The sequence below is a fragment of the Leptolyngbya sp. FACHB-321 genome (assembly GCF_014695975.1).
In the GTDB taxonomy this organism is placed as follows: Bacteria; Cyanobacteriota; Cyanobacteriia; order Leptolyngbyales; family Leptolyngbyaceae; genus Stenomitos.
This window is the reverse complement of record NZ_JACJPI010000084.1, coordinates 187,813-203,851: the sequence shown is the minus strand read 5'-3', so window position 1 is coordinate 203,851 and position 16,039 is coordinate 187,813. Positions and strand designations below refer to the sequence as shown.

At 50.6% G+C, this 16,039-nt stretch carries 14 protein-coding genes and 1 tRNA gene; 4 read left to right on the top strand and 11 right to left on the bottom strand.

The features are described 5' to 3' along the window. Nucleotides 1–47: 47 nt before the first annotated feature. The 3 genes from H6F76_RS27855 to H6F76_RS27845 all read right to left on the bottom strand — a co-directional run bounded on the left by H6F76_RS27855 (nucleotide 48) and on the right by H6F76_RS27845 (nucleotide 2,298). Nucleotides 48–185: a photosystem II reaction center protein K gene (locus H6F76_RS27855; protein WP_068815178.1), complete on the bottom strand. Its 138-nt coding sequence runs from the start codon at nucleotides 183–185 to the stop codon at nucleotides 48–50. Between the two features lie 351 nt (nucleotides 186–536). After that, nucleotides 537–1,652 carry a tRNA guanosine(34) transglycosylase Tgt gene (gene tgt, locus H6F76_RS27850; protein WP_190446224.1) on the bottom strand — a complete coding sequence of 372 codons (1,116 nt, stop codon included), beginning with the start codon at nucleotides 1,650–1,652 and terminating at the stop codon, nucleotides 537–539. A gap of 187 nt (nucleotides 1,653–1,839) precedes the next feature. Beyond that, complete coding sequence (locus H6F76_RS27845) at nucleotides 1,840–2,298, bottom strand: hypothetical protein (RefSeq protein ID WP_190446225.1); 459 nt, start codon at nucleotides 2,296–2,298, stop codon at nucleotides 1,840–1,842. A gap of 635 nt (nucleotides 2,299–2,933) precedes the next feature. Here H6F76_RS27845 and cobS point away from each other — a divergent pair. Then, the gene (gene cobS / locus H6F76_RS27840) at nucleotides 2,934–3,686 is read left to right on the top strand and encodes an adenosylcobinamide-GDP ribazoletransferase (RefSeq protein WP_190513284.1); all 753 of its coding nucleotides are present in this window, start codon (nucleotides 2,934–2,936) and stop codon (nucleotides 3,684–3,686) included. A gap of 207 nt (nucleotides 3,687–3,893) precedes the next feature. Next, nucleotides 3,894–4,721: a 4-hydroxy-tetrahydrodipicolinate reductase gene (gene dapB, locus H6F76_RS27835; protein WP_190513217.1), complete on the top strand. Its 828-nt coding sequence runs from the start codon at nucleotides 3,894–3,896 to the stop codon at nucleotides 4,719–4,721. Nucleotides 4,722–4,735: 14 nt separating this feature from the next. Here dapB and tatA read toward each other — a convergent pair whose 3' ends face one another. From tatA to H6F76_RS27815, 4 genes are all read right to left on the bottom strand, one after another. Then, nucleotides 4,736–4,915, bottom strand: coding sequence for a twin-arginine translocase TatA/TatE family subunit (gene tatA, locus H6F76_RS27830; RefSeq protein ID WP_190446227.1), 180 nt, complete (start codon nucleotides 4,913–4,915; stop codon nucleotides 4,736–4,738). A 232-nt stretch (nucleotides 4,916–5,147) separates the two neighbouring features. Beyond that, a complete protein-coding gene (locus H6F76_RS27825; protein WP_190513215.1) occupies nucleotides 5,148–5,432 on the bottom strand; it encodes a hypothetical protein in 285 nt (94 codons plus the stop codon). A gap of 165 nt (nucleotides 5,433–5,597) precedes the next feature. After that, nucleotides 5,598–7,739, bottom strand: coding sequence for a magnesium chelatase ATPase subunit D (bchD, locus tag H6F76_RS27820; RefSeq protein WP_190513213.1), 2,142 nt, complete (start codon nucleotides 7,737–7,739; stop codon nucleotides 5,598–5,600). 148 nt (nucleotides 7,740–7,887) lie between these two features. Further along, the gene (locus H6F76_RS27815) at nucleotides 7,888–9,645 is read right to left on the bottom strand and encodes an ABC transporter ATP-binding protein (RefSeq protein WP_190513282.1); all 1,758 of its coding nucleotides are present in this window, start codon (nucleotides 9,643–9,645) and stop codon (nucleotides 7,888–7,890) included. A 441-nt stretch (nucleotides 9,646–10,086) separates the two neighbouring features. On the opposite strand from H6F76_RS27815, the gene H6F76_RS27810 reads away from it, so the two are divergent. Both H6F76_RS27810 and H6F76_RS27805 read left to right on the top strand, forming a co-directional pair. Then, nucleotides 10,087–11,952 carry a PAS domain S-box protein gene (locus H6F76_RS27810; protein ID WP_190513211.1) on the top strand — a complete coding sequence of 622 codons (1,866 nt, stop codon included), beginning with the start codon at nucleotides 10,087–10,089 and terminating at the stop codon, nucleotides 11,950–11,952. After that, nucleotides 11,949–13,574 (top strand): ATP-binding protein, encoded by a 1,626-nt coding sequence (locus H6F76_RS27805; RefSeq protein WP_190513209.1) that lies wholly within the window; start codon nucleotides 11,949–11,951, stop codon nucleotides 13,572–13,574. The genes H6F76_RS27810 and H6F76_RS27805 overlap by 4 nt, the downstream gene beginning before the upstream one ends. A gap of 167 nt (nucleotides 13,575–13,741) precedes the next feature. Here H6F76_RS27805 and H6F76_RS27800 read toward each other — a convergent pair. The 4 genes from H6F76_RS27800 to H6F76_RS27785 form a co-directional block, all read right to left on the bottom strand. Further along, nucleotides 13,742–13,815, bottom strand: a tRNA-Pro gene (locus H6F76_RS27800). A gap of 47 nt (nucleotides 13,816–13,862) precedes the next feature. Continuing rightward, nucleotides 13,863–14,579, bottom strand: a complete 717-nt coding sequence (locus H6F76_RS27795) for a J domain-containing protein (protein ID WP_190513208.1) — start codon at nucleotides 14,577–14,579, stop codon at nucleotides 13,863–13,865. Nucleotides 14,580–14,594: 15 nt separating this feature from the next. Continuing rightward, on the bottom strand, nucleotides 14,595–15,560 hold the full coding sequence (cysK, locus tag H6F76_RS27790; RefSeq protein ID WP_190446233.1) for a cysteine synthase A: 966 nt from the start codon (nucleotides 15,558–15,560) through the stop codon (nucleotides 14,595–14,597). Between the two features lie 4 nt (nucleotides 15,561–15,564). Further along, nucleotides 15,565–16,002 (bottom strand): Rrf2 family transcriptional regulator, encoded by a 438-nt coding sequence (locus H6F76_RS27785; protein WP_190446234.1) that lies wholly within the window; start codon nucleotides 16,000–16,002, stop codon nucleotides 15,565–15,567. Between the last annotated feature and the right edge of the window lie 37 nt (nucleotides 16,003–16,039).

The following is a 16,039-nucleotide window of genomic DNA, read 5'->3' as shown; positions in this document are numbered from 1 at the left end:
GCCTTTACAAAAACGTCTTCATCTCGTGCCTGACAGAACGCCTGTAGCTATCTAAAACCAACGGCTGCTTGCCAAACAAACGCTAGCAGCAGAAAAAAGACTGGAATCACTGGTAGAACGTTCACCAGGGGATCAAAAATTGCATATGCCTCAGGCAATTTTGCTAAAAGCAGCGCTGCTTCCATATAACGAATGACCTCTCCAGCAAGAATTTTGGGATTAGCTCCAATTTTACCACGGGACGGATCGTGCTGAAGTTTGAATGTCGGACAGGGATTAAAAAACGAGTAAAGGAGTGAGGGGCAAAGAAGTTAAGCAGTAAGAGCGCGAAGGCATTAGAAGGATGATATAGCAGCTGAAGAGAGCGTTAGGACAAACATAAACCTTGAAACTTCCCTTGAGTAAGTGCTTCCACTCATCCCTCATTCCTCATCCTTCATCCTTTTGCTATACCTTTGCGTTTCTTCGCCCCTATCAAGCGCGTTACCCATCCAAAGCTAATCATGTATGTAGCGTGTTAGTCGCCCTACACACTGCTAGGTTTCACTGTCTGTTAGCCAGTGTCCAAATTCTGCTTTAAACGTGCCATTAAGGATAGCGCGGCGAATCGTTTGGGTGAACTGCACTAGCTCAGTAATGTTGTGAATCGAAAGCAGCGTGTAGGCAAGCAACTCTTGCGATCGCAACAAGTGGCTAAGATACGCACGGCTAAAGGTCTTGCACGTGTAGCAGGGGCAGGAGGCATCCAGGGCAGTGAAATCTTCACGAAATCTAGCGTTGCGTAGATTCCAGCGATCGCCCTGCACCAGAGCATTGCCATGCCGTGCTAACCGCGTTGGAATCACACAGTCAAAGAGATCAACGCCAGTCGCGATCGCCTGCACCATTTCTCGGTACGTACCAACTCCCATCAAGTAACGCGGCTTGTCAGGAGGTAGTAAAGGAGTTGTCGCCTGCACAATTGCTTGGATCAGGTTCGCTGGTTCCCCAACACTCACGCCACCGATCGCGTATCCCGGTAAATCAAGCTGCGCCAGTTGCTCTGCTGCCAGCCGACGCAAATCGGGATATACTCCCCCTTGCACAATGCCAAACAGCGCTTGATCAGTACGTTCGTGCGCTGCAATACACCGTTTGAGCCAGCGGTAGGTACGATCTGTTGAGTCCATCACAGCATCGTAGCTAGCTGGATAAGGCGGACATTCGTCAAACGCCATGATGACATCTGCCCCAAGCGCATTTTGAATGGCGATCGAACGCTCTGGTGTCAGGTAAATCATTTGTCCATCGCGTGGCGATCGAAACGTTACGCCAGCTTCAGCGATCGTTCGCATTTCGCTCAAGCTAAACACCTGAAAGCCGCCAGAGTCTGTCAGAATGGGACCATCCCATGCCATAAAGCGATGCAACCCACCCGCCTGAGCTACAATGCTTTCTCCTGGCTGGAGGTGCAGATGGTAGGTGTTTGCCAGCACAAGCTGCGCTCCAGTTGCCCGAAGCTGGTCAGGTGTTACTGTTTTGACATTTGCCAGCGTACCAACCGGCATAAAGCGTGGCGTTTCTACCAATCCGTGTGGCGTGGCAAAGATTCCGGCGCGTGCCTTCGTATCGCAGCACAGTGCTTGGCACGTAAATGTAAAACCAGTAGTCAAGAGTTAGCGATGTAAAAGGATTGCAAGCAGAGTAAAGAAAGTCGGCGTGTGAAGAACGTAAGGTCGATACAAGTTAGCGGCTAGCTAGCTGGGTTAACAGCAGAGTATCGGTAATGATGCCATTGGGTAATGACTCAACTCTATGCTTTCTAACCTTGTTCTAGGTATCCACTATACGTTCCCAGCATCAAAAAGAAAAATGCTCTTCATCATCAATCTGAACATCCCAATTTGCAGACAGCACCTCTGCAACTACGGCTTCTAGTGCCGCAACGTTAAGGCGATGATGGTTCTGCTCCACCATTGGATTAGAAAGGGGGATGAGACGGAGTTGACGACCCTCTTGGATAAGGTCAAACCAGGGTTCTTGCTCAGGTGATTTCCCCAGTTCTAAATAGTCAAAACTATGCACGTTCAGGTAAAGTGCATGATTGGCGATGAGGGTTGATCGCTGCGGGTGGGAAAAAACTTCCAACACATGCCCCTCTCCTTCGCCAGTCAGCACGCCATCTTGCCGATGGATATAGCGAACGCGGCTCAGATCTGCCAGCAGTCGCTGCATATCCTGTTTGTTAACCACTGTGCCTGCGTCGATAATACAAGGTGCTGGTAACGGTTCACTACGAGAAAATTGATCGTGACTCATAAAGAGAACGCCTCTGGTCTAGGTAAGCCGATGGCTCAGGTCGCGAATGTGCAACAACGGAACGACAAATGTCTGAGAAGGTGCAAGACGTAAGTTGACTAAATTAGGGGGCTAAGAATTTAGAGTACAGTCAGGAACGCAACTCAGTTAAAGAAAAATGCAACCTGGAGTGGGTGCTAGATAGCTTTAGCGGGTTGTAAAAGAGACAGATTGGCATCAGCTAGTCGCTTCAGTACAGGTGCTTAACGGGCACTAGGCGTTGTCGAGAAATAGTCAGGATGTTTAGTAGTGTACGAAACAATTCTATCCTAAGTTTTTCAACACGCTCCCGCCGGAATTTACTGAATTGACGCGGGACATCTGTTGTTAAAGCACGTTAAAGCGAACAAGCTCCTTAATTATGTCCATAAATGACGAGCGATCGCGTCCGTCAGACCACAGAAAACATCAAGATTTCATCACACGAGTGCTTGGTAAGCAGTGCTTCAATAATCACTGACTTAATCTGGAAGCCAAATCGTTATGGCTCAGAATGCTCGTTTTGACCAGGATTGATGCAACTTTCTGTTAACCGACAATTAACTAACAATGCCGTCAGCCTGGCAGTGCCGCTAGTTTCAACCAGACGACTGAGAATGCTCAAGCAACTTTCGACCTTTCTAGGCGCGATCGCTTTTTATACCTGCCTTCCCGTTCCTCAACAGTGGCTACTTACGTTCAACGGCATTGCACGATGGGCACCGCTCGTTGGGTTTGCGATCGGCAGCCTCTTGGGACTGCTTGACTATGGGCTGTCTTACCTGGGAATGCCGCTTCTAACTCGTAGCGCGATCGTTGTAGCAGGCTGGGTTGCGATCACAGGCGGGCTGCATCTAGATGGTGCAATGGATACTGCTGATGGACTAGCAGTTCTAGACCCCCAGCGTCGCCTTCAGGTAATGGCAGACAGCCACACAGGTGCCTTTGGCGCAATGGCAGCAGTGATTATTCTCTTGCTTAAGGTGGCAGCGCTAGCTGATATAGCAACTCATCGCTGGCTTGTGCTAGCGCTAGTGGCAGGTTGGGGACGTTGGGGACAAGTGGTGGCGATCGTCCGTTACCCCTACCTTAAACTTGAAGGTAAGGGTGCTTTCCATAAAGCAGCGTTGCGATCTCTCTGGGAAGCAGTTCCAACTCTAGTGCTGCTGCTGGCATTGAGCGGCGTGAAGGGGGCTTTTAGTTCGGCTCCGTGGTTGGCAGTGGGGGTAACAGGTTTGGGTGGAAGCGCGATCGCAATCATGACTGGAATGTGGTTTAACCGCCAGCTTGGTGGGCATACAGGTGACACCTACGGCGCTGTTGTGGAGTGGACAGAGGCACTGTTGTTGTGTTTGCTGACGATCGCTTGAGACACGGTAGAGGATGCAGAAGGAGTGAGAGAGTAAAGGGGTGAAGGAGTGAGAGAGTGAAGGGGTGATAGCTAAATCAACTCAAAGCTCAAAACTCTCCCTATCTTTTCATCCTTGCCAAATCTTTTCGTCCTGACCAACGGTTTCTCTTCTGACTGCCATCCGGTTTAGAATACCTACAGTCACCTTATATAGGCAGTTCAAGCAATGGCAGGGCAGCTTCCGATCCCAGTTTTAGTAAATGGTGCAGCGGGCAAAATGGGTCGTGAAGTTGTCAAGGCGATCGCCCAAACGACAGACCTAACCTTGATTGGCGCGGTTGATCGCAGTCCTGAATACCAGGGATTAGATATCGGAGAACTGGCAGGCTGTGGGGAGCTTGAGGTGCCTGTAACCGATCAGTTTGAGCCAATGCTGGCAATGCTGGCTCAAGAAAAGGAACTTGGTGTGATGGTGGATTTTACCCATCCCGACTCGGTATACAGCAATATCCGTTCAGCGATTGCCTATGGTATTCGTCCGGTAGTCGGCACAACAGGCTTGAGCGCCAAGCAACTGCAAGAGTTAGCCGAGTTTGCCGATAAAGCGAGCACGGGTTGTCTGGTCATTCCTAACTTCTCGATCGGCATGGTGTTGCTGCAACAGGCTGCAATTCAGGCATCCCAGCATTTTGAGCATGTCGAAATCATTGAACTGCATCATAATCAGAAGGCGGATGCGCCTAGCGGCACTGCACTACAAACGGCGCAAATGCTAGCGGAATTTGGTAAGACGTTTAATCCGCCCACTGTGCAAGAAACTGAAAAACTTCCGGGCGCACGCGGCAGTGTCGCGGATGCTGAAATTCGGATTCACAGCATTCGTCTACCAGGCTTGATTGCCCATCAGGAAGTGATCTTTGGTGCACCAGGACAGGTGTACACGCTGCGTCATGATACGAGCGATCGAGCGTGCTATATGCCCGGAGTACTGCTGGCGATCCGTAAAGTCATTCAGCTCAAGACACTGGTTTATGGCTTAGAAAAGCTCCTGTAAGACAAGCATTGGTCTTACGCACGGTAATCTTCGTCTGCTTCTTCAGCCTCAGCCTTGGCTTCGCTCACACCTTCTTTGAAGCCACGTAGCGTTTTACCAAGTGCGCTGCCTAGTTCTGGAATCTTCTTAGGGCCAAAGACCAGCACTGCTGCGATGAGAATAATGACAACTTCGGGCCACCCAAGACCAAACATACCTGTTTCCTCTAACCTAATTGTGAGATGGGGAAATAATGCAATAGGTTCGGCACTATAACCGCGACGTTGCTGTATCCCCTTCATCACTATAGATGGGTAGAGAACACAGAGGGCTAGACAATCTAAAAGGGCAAGGAGTGGTTACGATCGCTGCCTCACCAAAACCCAACCCCTTCTCCCCAATCTTTTCATACAGAAAAGGGGATACAAACGAACAGCTAGCAGCGATTTAGCTTTCCTTCACTACTTTTAGCTTCTTCCGTTCTGGTGGCAGTGTTACAGAAAACTGACCAGCAAGTTTGACATCCCGCTGCCCTGTCTGAGTTGATGTCATGGGTGCGTTACGAGCAGGCGACTGTGCCTGAATAGCTTGACTAATAGGGTGGTGCAACAGGGTAAGCAGACAGGAACAACCTGTGAGCAGCAGCAAGTCCAATTCTTTGCTTAATAGCCGCCGTTGGGCTTTGCGAAAGGGCAGTCCGGGAATGGTTTGCTTCAGTCGTGTGCGCGTCATAGGGTTGCAACTGTCGATAACGGATGGAAGGCTCAGACTCCTCAGTATACCCAAGTCGATCGCAAGCCTGACTAGCTTAGACAGTTTAGGCTGCTAATCGGTTCCTGAGAGACAACCCTATTAGCCTTTAGCTTTTACCTGAAAGCTATGCTGGTCGCTGACCGTTCAAGGACGAGCCATATCACGCATTGCCCCTCGCGCCATTGCGGCGATCGCCTGATCGTTCGCTTTCGGCAGATGGTAGTATTTGCCGCCTGCCTGCTGTGCTAGCTCCTTCGCAAAGCCAGTGCTAATGAATTTATTCTCAGTGTCGATGACAAGTAGCTGAATGCCGAGGGCGCGAATTTTGGCGGCAATGTCGAGCAGTTCAGCTTTGATGTCAGGCTTTTCGTCAGGGGGGATGGTTTCGCCCAGCGATCGCGCCAGCGGTACGTTGCCGCGACCATCTGTGATTGCAACGACGACGACTTGTCCAATATCACCGGACTGTCTAGCGTTCATACCCACTCGGACCGCCTGCGTTAATCCGTGTGCCAGAGGGGAACCACCGCCACAGGGCATGCGATCGAGTCGTCGTTTAGCGGCTTCAATCGAGCGGGTTGGTGGCAGTAAGATTTCTGCTTGCTCTCCCCGAAAGGGAATCAGGGAAACCTGATCACGATTCTGGTATGCCTCTGTCAGTAGTCGCAGCACTGCACCTTTTGCCGATTGCATGCGATTTAACGCCATGGAGCCAGACGCATCAACGACGAAGACAACAAGCGCTCCTGCTTTACGTGCTAACCGCTTAGCTCGAATATCTGCTTGCTCGACGAAGACGCGTTTTTTGGGGGGAGTGGGGAGTGGGGAGTGGGGAGTGGGGAGTGGAGAAGCCTGACTTCTGATTTCTGACTCCTCTCTCCTTGTCCGTCGCCCTTTCTGATAGGGTGCGGCGGCTCGTAGAGTGGCATCAACCGCAATACGGCGGGCTTTCCCTTTTGGCAACATGGGTTTGACGTAGCGACCGCGATCGTCCGAGAAAATAATTGCACGGCTACCGGATTTGCCCTGACGGGTTGCCGACTGAGCAAAGTAGAGAACGGATGGATCAAGAATTACGCCTTCAGGGTCAAAAATGAACTCTTCGGGAATGGCAGGTGGTTCTTGCTCCTGTTCATCCTGATCATTACTTTCGTCATCGTCGCGATCATCCTGCTCTTGCTCATTTTCCTCTTCTGGTTCTTGCTGGTTCTGAGGCGGTGGCGGCGGCGGTGGCGGTGGCTCTTCAGGTGGGGTTTGTACGATAGTCGATCGCGGTACGATGACTAGCTCGACAGCACGGCGCAAGTCATCTGCTGTTACATCCGTGCGACCATCCAACGCGGCATGTGCTTTGGCAACACGCACGGCAAACAGTTCTGCTCGATGCCCCATGACACCGCCTCGAATTGCCTCATTCACCAGATAACCCACCTGCTCAGAGGTAATCTGCACGTCTTTGAGCCATTCTCGCGCTAGCACAATCTGGGTTTTGAGCGAGTCAATGTCATCGGTGTACTGGGTCAGAAAGGTTTGGGGTGAGTCGGCGTAGCGAGTGGCTTGCTCGACTGCCAATACACGATCGTCCAAGCCCAGCACCATGTCGGCGGAAAGGGCGATCGCAATGCGGTCTAGCAAATGCTCGCGCAAGTCTCCTTCTTCGGGGTTGTAGGTAGCAACTAGCAGCGGTTTGCAGGGATGCTGAAAGCTAATGCCCTCGCGCTCAATCTGGTTGCGTCCATCCGTCAAAACGGAGAGTAAGAGGTTAGCTGCTTGATCATCCAGCAGATTGATTTCATCAATGTAAAGCACACCTCGATGCGCTTCTGCCAGCAATCCTGGCTGAAAAACCGTCTCACCCCGCCGAATCGACTGACTAACATCGACTGAACCCAACAGTCGATCTTCGGTAATGCCCAGCGGAATTTGAACGAAAGGCGCGGGGATGATGGTCGTGGGAAAATCTAAAGGCTCAGGGCTAAAGTCTGAAAGATTTGCCTTTATCCTTAAGCCTTGAGCCTTAAGCCTTTCCGTTGTCTCGTCGTCCCAGTCTTCGGGGTGTAGGGGGTCGCTGTTGAGGGAGCCTTCGACAATTTCGATCGGCGGCAAAAGGGCATGAAGCGCTCGTGCCATCACTGATTTTGCGGTGCCGCGTCGTCCCGCAATCACCACACCTCCTAAGCCTGGATCAACGGCTGCCAATAAGAGTGCGAGTTTGATGGCTTCTTGCCCTACAACCGCAGCGAGGGGAAAGGCGAGAGGGGCGATCGGAGTGCTAAGTGCAGGCATGAATTTGGTTGACAACGGCAGGCTGGAGTCTAGATTCCAGCATACCAACATACTTCACGCGATGTGCGGCTACGCTCAGATCCCTTACGCTTAATCAATCAGCAGGCAGACCGCAGCGATCGCAACAAGACAGCAAAGCTTTTAGCTTTCAAGTGGCAGTGATCGTGCTCAAGGTTGAGCGCTTGACCTGTGACTCCAGGATGACCGCGTAGAGTTGGCTCGTTTGCAGCAATTCGGTATGGGTGCCTTGTGCCACCAGACGACCTTTATCCATTAGAAAAATCCGATCGGCATTTTGAACCGTGCTGATGCGCTGTGCAACGACAAACGAAGTGCAGGTGCGTTGACGCATGAGCTCATCCAGCGCAGCTTGAATTTGGGCTGCGGTTTGGGCATCAACAGCCGAGGTGCTGTCATCCAAAATTAGGATGCTGTAGTTAGTCAAAAGGGTACGAGCGATCGCTAGCCGCTGTTTTTGCCCACCGGATAAGCCTACGCCACGTTCACCCACGATGGTTTCATACCCTTCAGGTAAGCCCAGGATAAAGTCATGCATTTGAGCGGCTTTGGCAACCTCAATTACCTGCTCTAGCGAGGCATCTGGCTTGGCGTAGGCGATGTTCTCGCGGAGCGTACCAGAGAAAAGGGTTGTTTCCTGAAAAACAATGCCAATGCGCGATCGCAGACTTTTGAGGGTGAAATCGCGCACATCGTGTCCATCAATGCGGATAGCACCAGCCGTTGCATCGTAAAAACGTGGAATCAGGTTCATGATCGTACTTTTGCCAGAAGCTGTCATGCCCAGTACGGCAATCAGTTCATTCGGTCTGGTTTCAAAAGAAACGCCTTTAAGCGCTTCGGTGGTAGCGCCAGGATAGCGGAAGGACACGTTCTCGAAGGTGATTCTGCCACCGCAGGTTTCAAACGGCACCGCATTGGGTCGATCGCGAATCTCCACTTTTGCATCGACCACTTCATACACGCGCTCGGCGGAGGCGGCTGCCTGAGCGATCGCGGGTGCCGCAAAACCAATTAGCAAAATTGGCTGCAAAATCAACAGCAGGTAAGAATTAAACGCGACCAGTTCCCCAATCGAAAATCTGCCACCAATGACCTCTGCACCGCCATAGCCGAAGACCGCCAACGTCACCAGATTGCTTAACAGGAAGATGAACGGAAATGTATTGCGAATGGCACGAATTGTTTTCATGTTTGCCCGCACTAACGCATCATTCATCTCGGTGTAGCGGGTTGTTTCAGTAGACTCGCGCACAAAGGCTTTAACCACGCGAATACCCAGCAGATTTTCTTGCAGGATAGCGTTGAGGTCGCCCAACTGCTCTTGCACTTGACTAAAGAGTGCGCTGTTACGGGTCAGAAAGTTTGCCAGCAGCCAGCCAGCCAGCGGTACAACGGTCAGCGTAATCAGCGCCAGTCTCCAGTTCATGACCAGCAAAATCACGGCGATCGCCACCAGAGTAACGACTGAGCTGATCACCTGCATCAAACTGGTACTAAGGAAGGCGCGAATTTGCTCAATGTCGCTAGTGACGCGAGTTAGCAGTTGTGACGTTTGCGATTGATCGTGATAGCTAAAGCTGAGATTTTGGATTTTACTGAAAATCTTGTTGCGTAAATCGTAGACAACGCCCTGGGATGCGGCTTCTGCCCAATAACTTTGCCCAAAGTTGAACACGCCACGGGCGATCGCCGCGACCACCATCCACCCAGCACTGTAGAGCACGATCGACAAATTTTGTTTCGCGATGCCCTGATCGATGCCCCACCGAAACAGCTGGGGAGTCGCTGCACTCGCTACCGTCAGCAGTAAGAGACTAACCAACGCACCCACTGCCGTCCAACGGTAAACGCGCAAACTCCCCAGCACGCGCCAAATGGGCTGCATGGATGATGCTTCCTGACGTTCTGTTTGCTGCACCAAAGTTTATACCGCCTTTGTCGCTGTCGATGGCTCAAGCTCTACTACTTACCCGTCAAGATTGTAAGCTGTCCGCAGATCCTTGATTTCTCTAAAAAGTTGAGGATCTGTGGTGGTAAATAATTGCTTGTCTTACGCTAAACGACTGAAAAATATCGCTCTTTTGCGTATATTGCAAAGTTTTTGGGATTACTTGAGTAGTTAAAGAGGTGGCATACCAAATCCTTAATTAGCTCTAGGTTAGCCCCAGCAATGAAGACGCCTAGAAGCTCTTCTGCTCCCTTGTGATAGATGCCTTACTTAAGGAGATTGTAGAGAGGCTTTGGTCTAATTTTGGCTCCCTACTAATCGCTGTAGGTAAACAACTCTTTGTGTAAAGTTATATAAAGAACATTGAAGCCGTTGTTGATGTTGGACGCTCTCAAAACCTTTTTTAGTAGCGGATCGTTTATTCCGCATGGACACTGTTATCTTTGGCAGCCCAGCTTGGTGAGCTTACACGTTATTGCCGACGCGGTGATTGCGATCGCCTACTATTCCATTCCAGTGACGTTGCTCTATCTTGTCCGCAAGCGGCGCGACTTGCCTTTCGACTGGGTGTTTTTGTTGTTTAGCGCCTTTATCATCGCGTGCGGCACCACCCACATTCTAGAAATCTGGACGCTCTGGTATCCCATGTACTGGCTGTCGGGCACCGTGAAAGTGGCTACGGCAGTGATTTCTTTAATTACAGCGTTGGAATTGATACCGCTGCTGCCAAAAGTTCTGTCGCTACCCAGCCCTGCACAGCTAGAGGCAACAAATCGAGAGTTGGAGCGCGAAATTGTGGAACGGAAGCAGGTCGAATTGGCACTCCGTGAGAGTGAAGCTCGGTACCGCGCGATCGTTGAAGATCAGACGGAACTGATCGTCCGCTTTCAGCCAGATGGCACGCTGACCTTTGTCAATGGTGCGTACTGCCGCTACTTTGGGGTGACAAAAGAGGCAGTGATTGGGTCTTGTTACAAGCCGCTAACGTTTGAGGAAGACCATGAACACATCGATCGTCTGGTCCGATCAATGAACCAGGAGAACCCGACTGTAAGTATTGAAAACCGCGTTGTGGCCAATGGACACATTCGCTGGACGCAGTGGAACAACCGGATGCTGTTTGATGAAGAGGGACGTTTTATCGAGTTTCAGGCGGTTGGGCGTGATATTACTGACCTCAAGGACATAGAAAATGCGCTGCAAGAAAGCCAGCGGTTTGCTCAAAAAATTGCCGACACTAGCCCAGCCGCTATCTATGTCTTTGACTTGATTAAGCAAGACAAAATCTACGTGAATCGCGAAATTGGAGAACACCTTGGTTATACCCTGGATGACATTCAGGCGCTGCAACCCGCTTTTTTGCAGACTGTCATGCACCCAGATGATTTTCTGCCGTGGCAAGCCAACTTCAGACGCTGGGATACTGCAAACGATGGCGAGATCCTCAGCACTGAGTTTCGGATGCAGCATCGTAATGGCGAGTGGCGTTACTTTCAATGCCAGGAAACGCTGTTTGCCCGCACTCCAGACGGATTACCGCAGCAAATTCTGGGTGTTGCCGTTGATATTACAGCTGCAAAACAGTTAGAAGCACTGCGTCAAGCCGAAGAGCAATTGCAGGCTTCGTTGACCGAAAAAGATATCTTGTTGAAGGAAATTCATCATCGAGTCAAAAACAATTTGCAGATTGTCTACAGCTTGCTTCGTTTGCAACAGCGGCGCATTAAAGATCAGCGAGCCGCCAATATTTTACTAGAAAGCCAGAACCGTATTAAATCGATCGCGCTCATTCACGAAAAACTCTATCGATCTGAAACATTAGCCAACATCAACTTAAGGCAGTACATTCCTACGCTGGCAGCAAGTTTGTTTAGCGCCTACAACATTCACACCAACATCATCACGCTAAAAACGACGATCGATGATGTAGCACTCGATATTGACACTGTGATTCCCTGCGGCTTGATCATCAGTGAATTGGTTTCCAATGCGCTCAAGTACGCTTTTCCTAACGATCGCCCTGGTGAAATCGCTATTGCTCTTCATGCGTCAGGCGATCGGGCTGTCAATCTAGTCGTCCGCGACGATGGCGTTGGTATGCCAGCCGAGTTTGAACTAGCCCATACTGATTCGTTAGGGCTAAAGCTGGTCAGAGATCTTGTGCAGCAGCTAGAGGGCAGGTTGCTGCTCAATCGTCATGCTGGTACTGAGTTTAGGATTACGTTTGCAGGAAGTGAAGCATGAGCAGACTAGCCGCTACCGATCGCAAAGGGCAGAGCATTCAAATTCTGATTGTGGAAGATGAAAGTGTCATCGCTGCTGACATCAAAGACTGTCTCGAAAACCTAGGCTATACAGTGCCTGCGATCGCTGTCTCTGGTGAAGGGGCAATTACCACTGCTACAGCACTGCATCCTGATATCGTGCTGATGGATATTCGGCTGAAGGGAGAAATGGATGGCATTCAGGCAGCCGAGCAGATCTGGAGCCGCCTCCGTATTCCGATCATTTATTCTACTGGCTACTCCGATCGCTACACAATGGAACGAGCTAAGGCAACCGGACCCTTTGGTTATGTTCTCAAGCCAATCGAAGAACGCGAACTGTATGTTGCGATCGAAACAGCGCTGCAACGTTACCGTCTGGACAAAGAGTTGCAAGAGCGCGAACAGTGGCTGGCTAGTATTCTGAGAGCGATCGGCGATGGTGTAATTGTGGTCGATGCAGACAGCCGCATCAAGTTTCTCAACGGCGCTGCCGAGGCTTTAACAGGCTGGCGACAAGAAGAGGCGATCGGTCTCAAGGCAGCAGAAATCTTTCAGATCATTCACGAACAAACCCAGGCACCGTTGCCCAACCCAATCGACACAGCCCTGCAAACAGGCAGCTTGGTTTACCTTGCAGACCATACCTTGCTGCGTTCTAAGCTTGGTCATACTTTCCCCATTGCCGATAGCGCGGCTCCGTTTTACAACGATGAAGGCACTATTGCAGGCGTAGTTCTGGTTTTTCGCGATATTACTGAGCGGCGACAAGCAGAAGAACGCAATTTAGCGATCGCGCGGGCATTACAACTTGAAGATCAAATGGTGGAACTCCAGCAAATCAACCAGATCAAAGATGACTTCTTAAATACCGTATCGCACGAATTACGAACGCCTTTGACTAATATCAAAATGGCAGCTCGGATGTTAGAAATTACCTTAGATCAACGCGGTTGTTTAGCGATGGAGACAGATAGCATTGCTGACTCCACCATCCGTTACTTGAAAGTTCTGAATGACCAGTGCAGCCGTCAATTAAGCCTTGTGAATGATCTTTTAGACTTGCAGCGCTTGAATGCTGATGCGTACAGCATCGAATTAACTACGATTCTCTTTCAACGCTGGCTCCCAGAACTGGTAGAAAACTTTCGAGAGCGTGCCCAAAGCCAGCAGCAACAGCTACACATCAATCTGCCGATCGACCTGCCGCCGATCGTGTCGGATGTCTCTAGCTTAAGCCGGGTACTTACAGAGTTACTTAACAACGCCATCAAATATACGCCACGTGATGAGCACATTACCATTACGATCGGTCTAACCGCAGTGGCTCAACCAACCCCAGCACACAGCTTACAAATGCAAGTTTGTAACTCTGGAGTCGAGATTCCAGCTAGCGAAGTGCCCCACATTTTTGAGCAGTTCCATCGGATTCCTGGCATGGATCTTTGGCGGCAAGGCGGCACTGGCTTGGGGCTAACGCTGGTGAAGAAACTTGTAACTTACTTGGGTGGCTCGATCCAGGTTTCCAGCCAAGACGGACAAACCTGCTTTACAGCCGAACTTCCGGTTCGGCTAGCTGATGCGCCTGTCCCGTCTTCTTAAGCATCCTTCGGGTGTAGGGACGCCGTAGGGTAACTTTAATCAACTGTTCCTATGAAAAAAGCTAACTTGTGCCCAGAGCCGCTTTGTATAGATGTATAGGTCAAAGTTGTAAATCTGTTTTCAACATAAAAGCCGTTCAACATTAATGTTAAACGGCTTTTATGCTATCGGAGCGGCGAGATTCGAACTCACGACCCCTACTACCCCAAAGTAGTGCGCTACCAAGCTGCGCTACGCCCCGATGTGCTTGCTCAGTATAGCATAACCTGTTAACTAGTCTCTACCGCACTAAACGACTTCTTTCACGGCTGCTTGTGCCTCTCGACGTAACCCAGACGCAATGCGAAAGAGCTCTTGCCCAGTATGCAGGTAAGAGTCATCGTAGTTGAGTGTAAAGAACTCAAGCTGCTCAATGCCGTCGTCTACCTGGTTAAGGCAGTAATAGAGATGCGCTGCTACACCTGCCAACGTTTTGGGATTGGGGAGAGACTTGAAGATGGTTTCAGCCCGACGGTGGCGATCGCGGCAGTCCTCTAGATAAGTCTGAAACTCTGCCATGAGCGCATCATCAAACGGATCGGCAGCCAGATCGTCAATCTGCTCTTTCAACGGTTTAAGAATTTCCAGCACCAACCGATTCACAGGCGTATAGACCTGTTTGAGCCACTGTTGCAGGTGATCGTCTGCCGTTTGGGCTGTTTGCTGCTGTTTGCGATGACGCGCCTGTGCCGCAGCCGTTCGTTGCTGCCGATTGCCCCGTCCGGCTGAAAAACCAGCGTCTTCTAGCTGCGTCAGGTATTGTAGCTGCTGGTCGTAGGATTTGCGATTGTCAGGGTCACCCAACACTTCGTAGGCAGCATTCACCCGTGCAATCTTTTCGTGGTTTGTAGTTTCCCGATTGCTGTCAGGGTGAAACTGCTTTGCTAAGCGACGGTACGCTTGTTTAATCTCTGCCTGCGTTGCGGCTGGGGTAACGTTTAAAGTGCGATAGTGGTCAGACCTCATGCGCTTGCGTCAGCTTTACCCTCCTAGCATAGCTGGCATGTTTGCATCAGAGTCTTGAAAGAGGGGTGTACTTAAATAGCGTTCGCCAAAGCTAGGCTGAATCATGACAATGATTTTTCCTGCATACTCAGGGCGACGCCCAACCTGGATGGCTGCATAAAGCGCAGCACCGCTCGAAATACCAGAGAGCAAGCCTTCTTCGCGCGCCAACCGCCGTCCGTAGGCAATTGCATCATCATCCGAAACAGTGATCACTTCATCAATCAGGTTCACATTCAGCACGGGCGGCACAAAGCCAGCACCAATCCCTTGAATTTTGTGGGCACCGGGACGACCGCCCGAAAGAACAGGGCTGTTGGCTGGTTCAACTGCGATCGCCTTAAACTCAGGCTTGCGCGACTTAAGCACTTCCGCCACACCCGTAATGGTGCCCCCAGTACCCACGCCCGAAATCATCGCATCAATCTGACCGTCTGTATCCTCCCAAAGTTCTTCTGCCGTTGTTTCGCGATGAATCTGAGGGTTTGCCGGATTACGAAACTGTTGCAGCATATAGGCATTGGGCAGCATATCGACAATCTGCTGTGCCCGCTGAATGCAGCCGCTCATGCCTTCAATTCCTGGTGTTAGCTCTAGCTGTGCGCCATAAGCACGGAGCATTGCCCGCCGCTCTGAACTCATCGTTTCTGGCATGGTCAAGACGAGGCGATAACCTTTTGCTGCTGCTGCCATTGCTAGAGCAATGCCCGTATTGCCAGAGGTTGGTTCTACCAACACAGTTTTACCAGGGGTAATTAGACCTTCTTTCTCTGCCGCATTGATCATGCTGATGCCAATGCGGTCTTTTACCGAAGCAGAGGGGTTCATCCCTTCAAGCTTCACTAAAATTTGCGCCACACAGCCATCTGCCTGAGGCACGCGGTTTAACTGCACGAGAGGCGTGCGACCAATAAGTTCGGTAATGTTCTGAGCTATACGCATGGGCTTAAATGTAATACATGATGTCGAGTTGTCGTCTGGCGCTGCATTTTTCACAGAGGTCTTGCAAGGTGCATTGCTGCAAGACAGCATTTGCAGCTTGGTGCGCTTCCTGCCAAACGTCCAAAATGACAGCGCTTTCTAGGGTTTTGGGCACTACATGAGAGTCAGCCGATTGGGCATCGTTACCTTCCAAGCAGTGCATCACTTCGAGAAGATTAATTTTCCAGGGTTCGCGCGCCAGAATATAGCCGCCTTTTGCGCCACGCTGCGATCGCACTAAACCACACCGTCTGAGTGTAGCTAATAATTGCTCCAGGTAACGATCAGGAATTTGTTGCTGAGCAGAGATCTGACGGATTTGCAGTGGCTCACCACTGGCATAATGTGATGCCAGTTCAATAAGTGCCAGGATTGCATACTCATTCTTACTAGAAATTTCCACAGGCAAAATTAAATAAAGAGTAGATTGATCTGTTTAA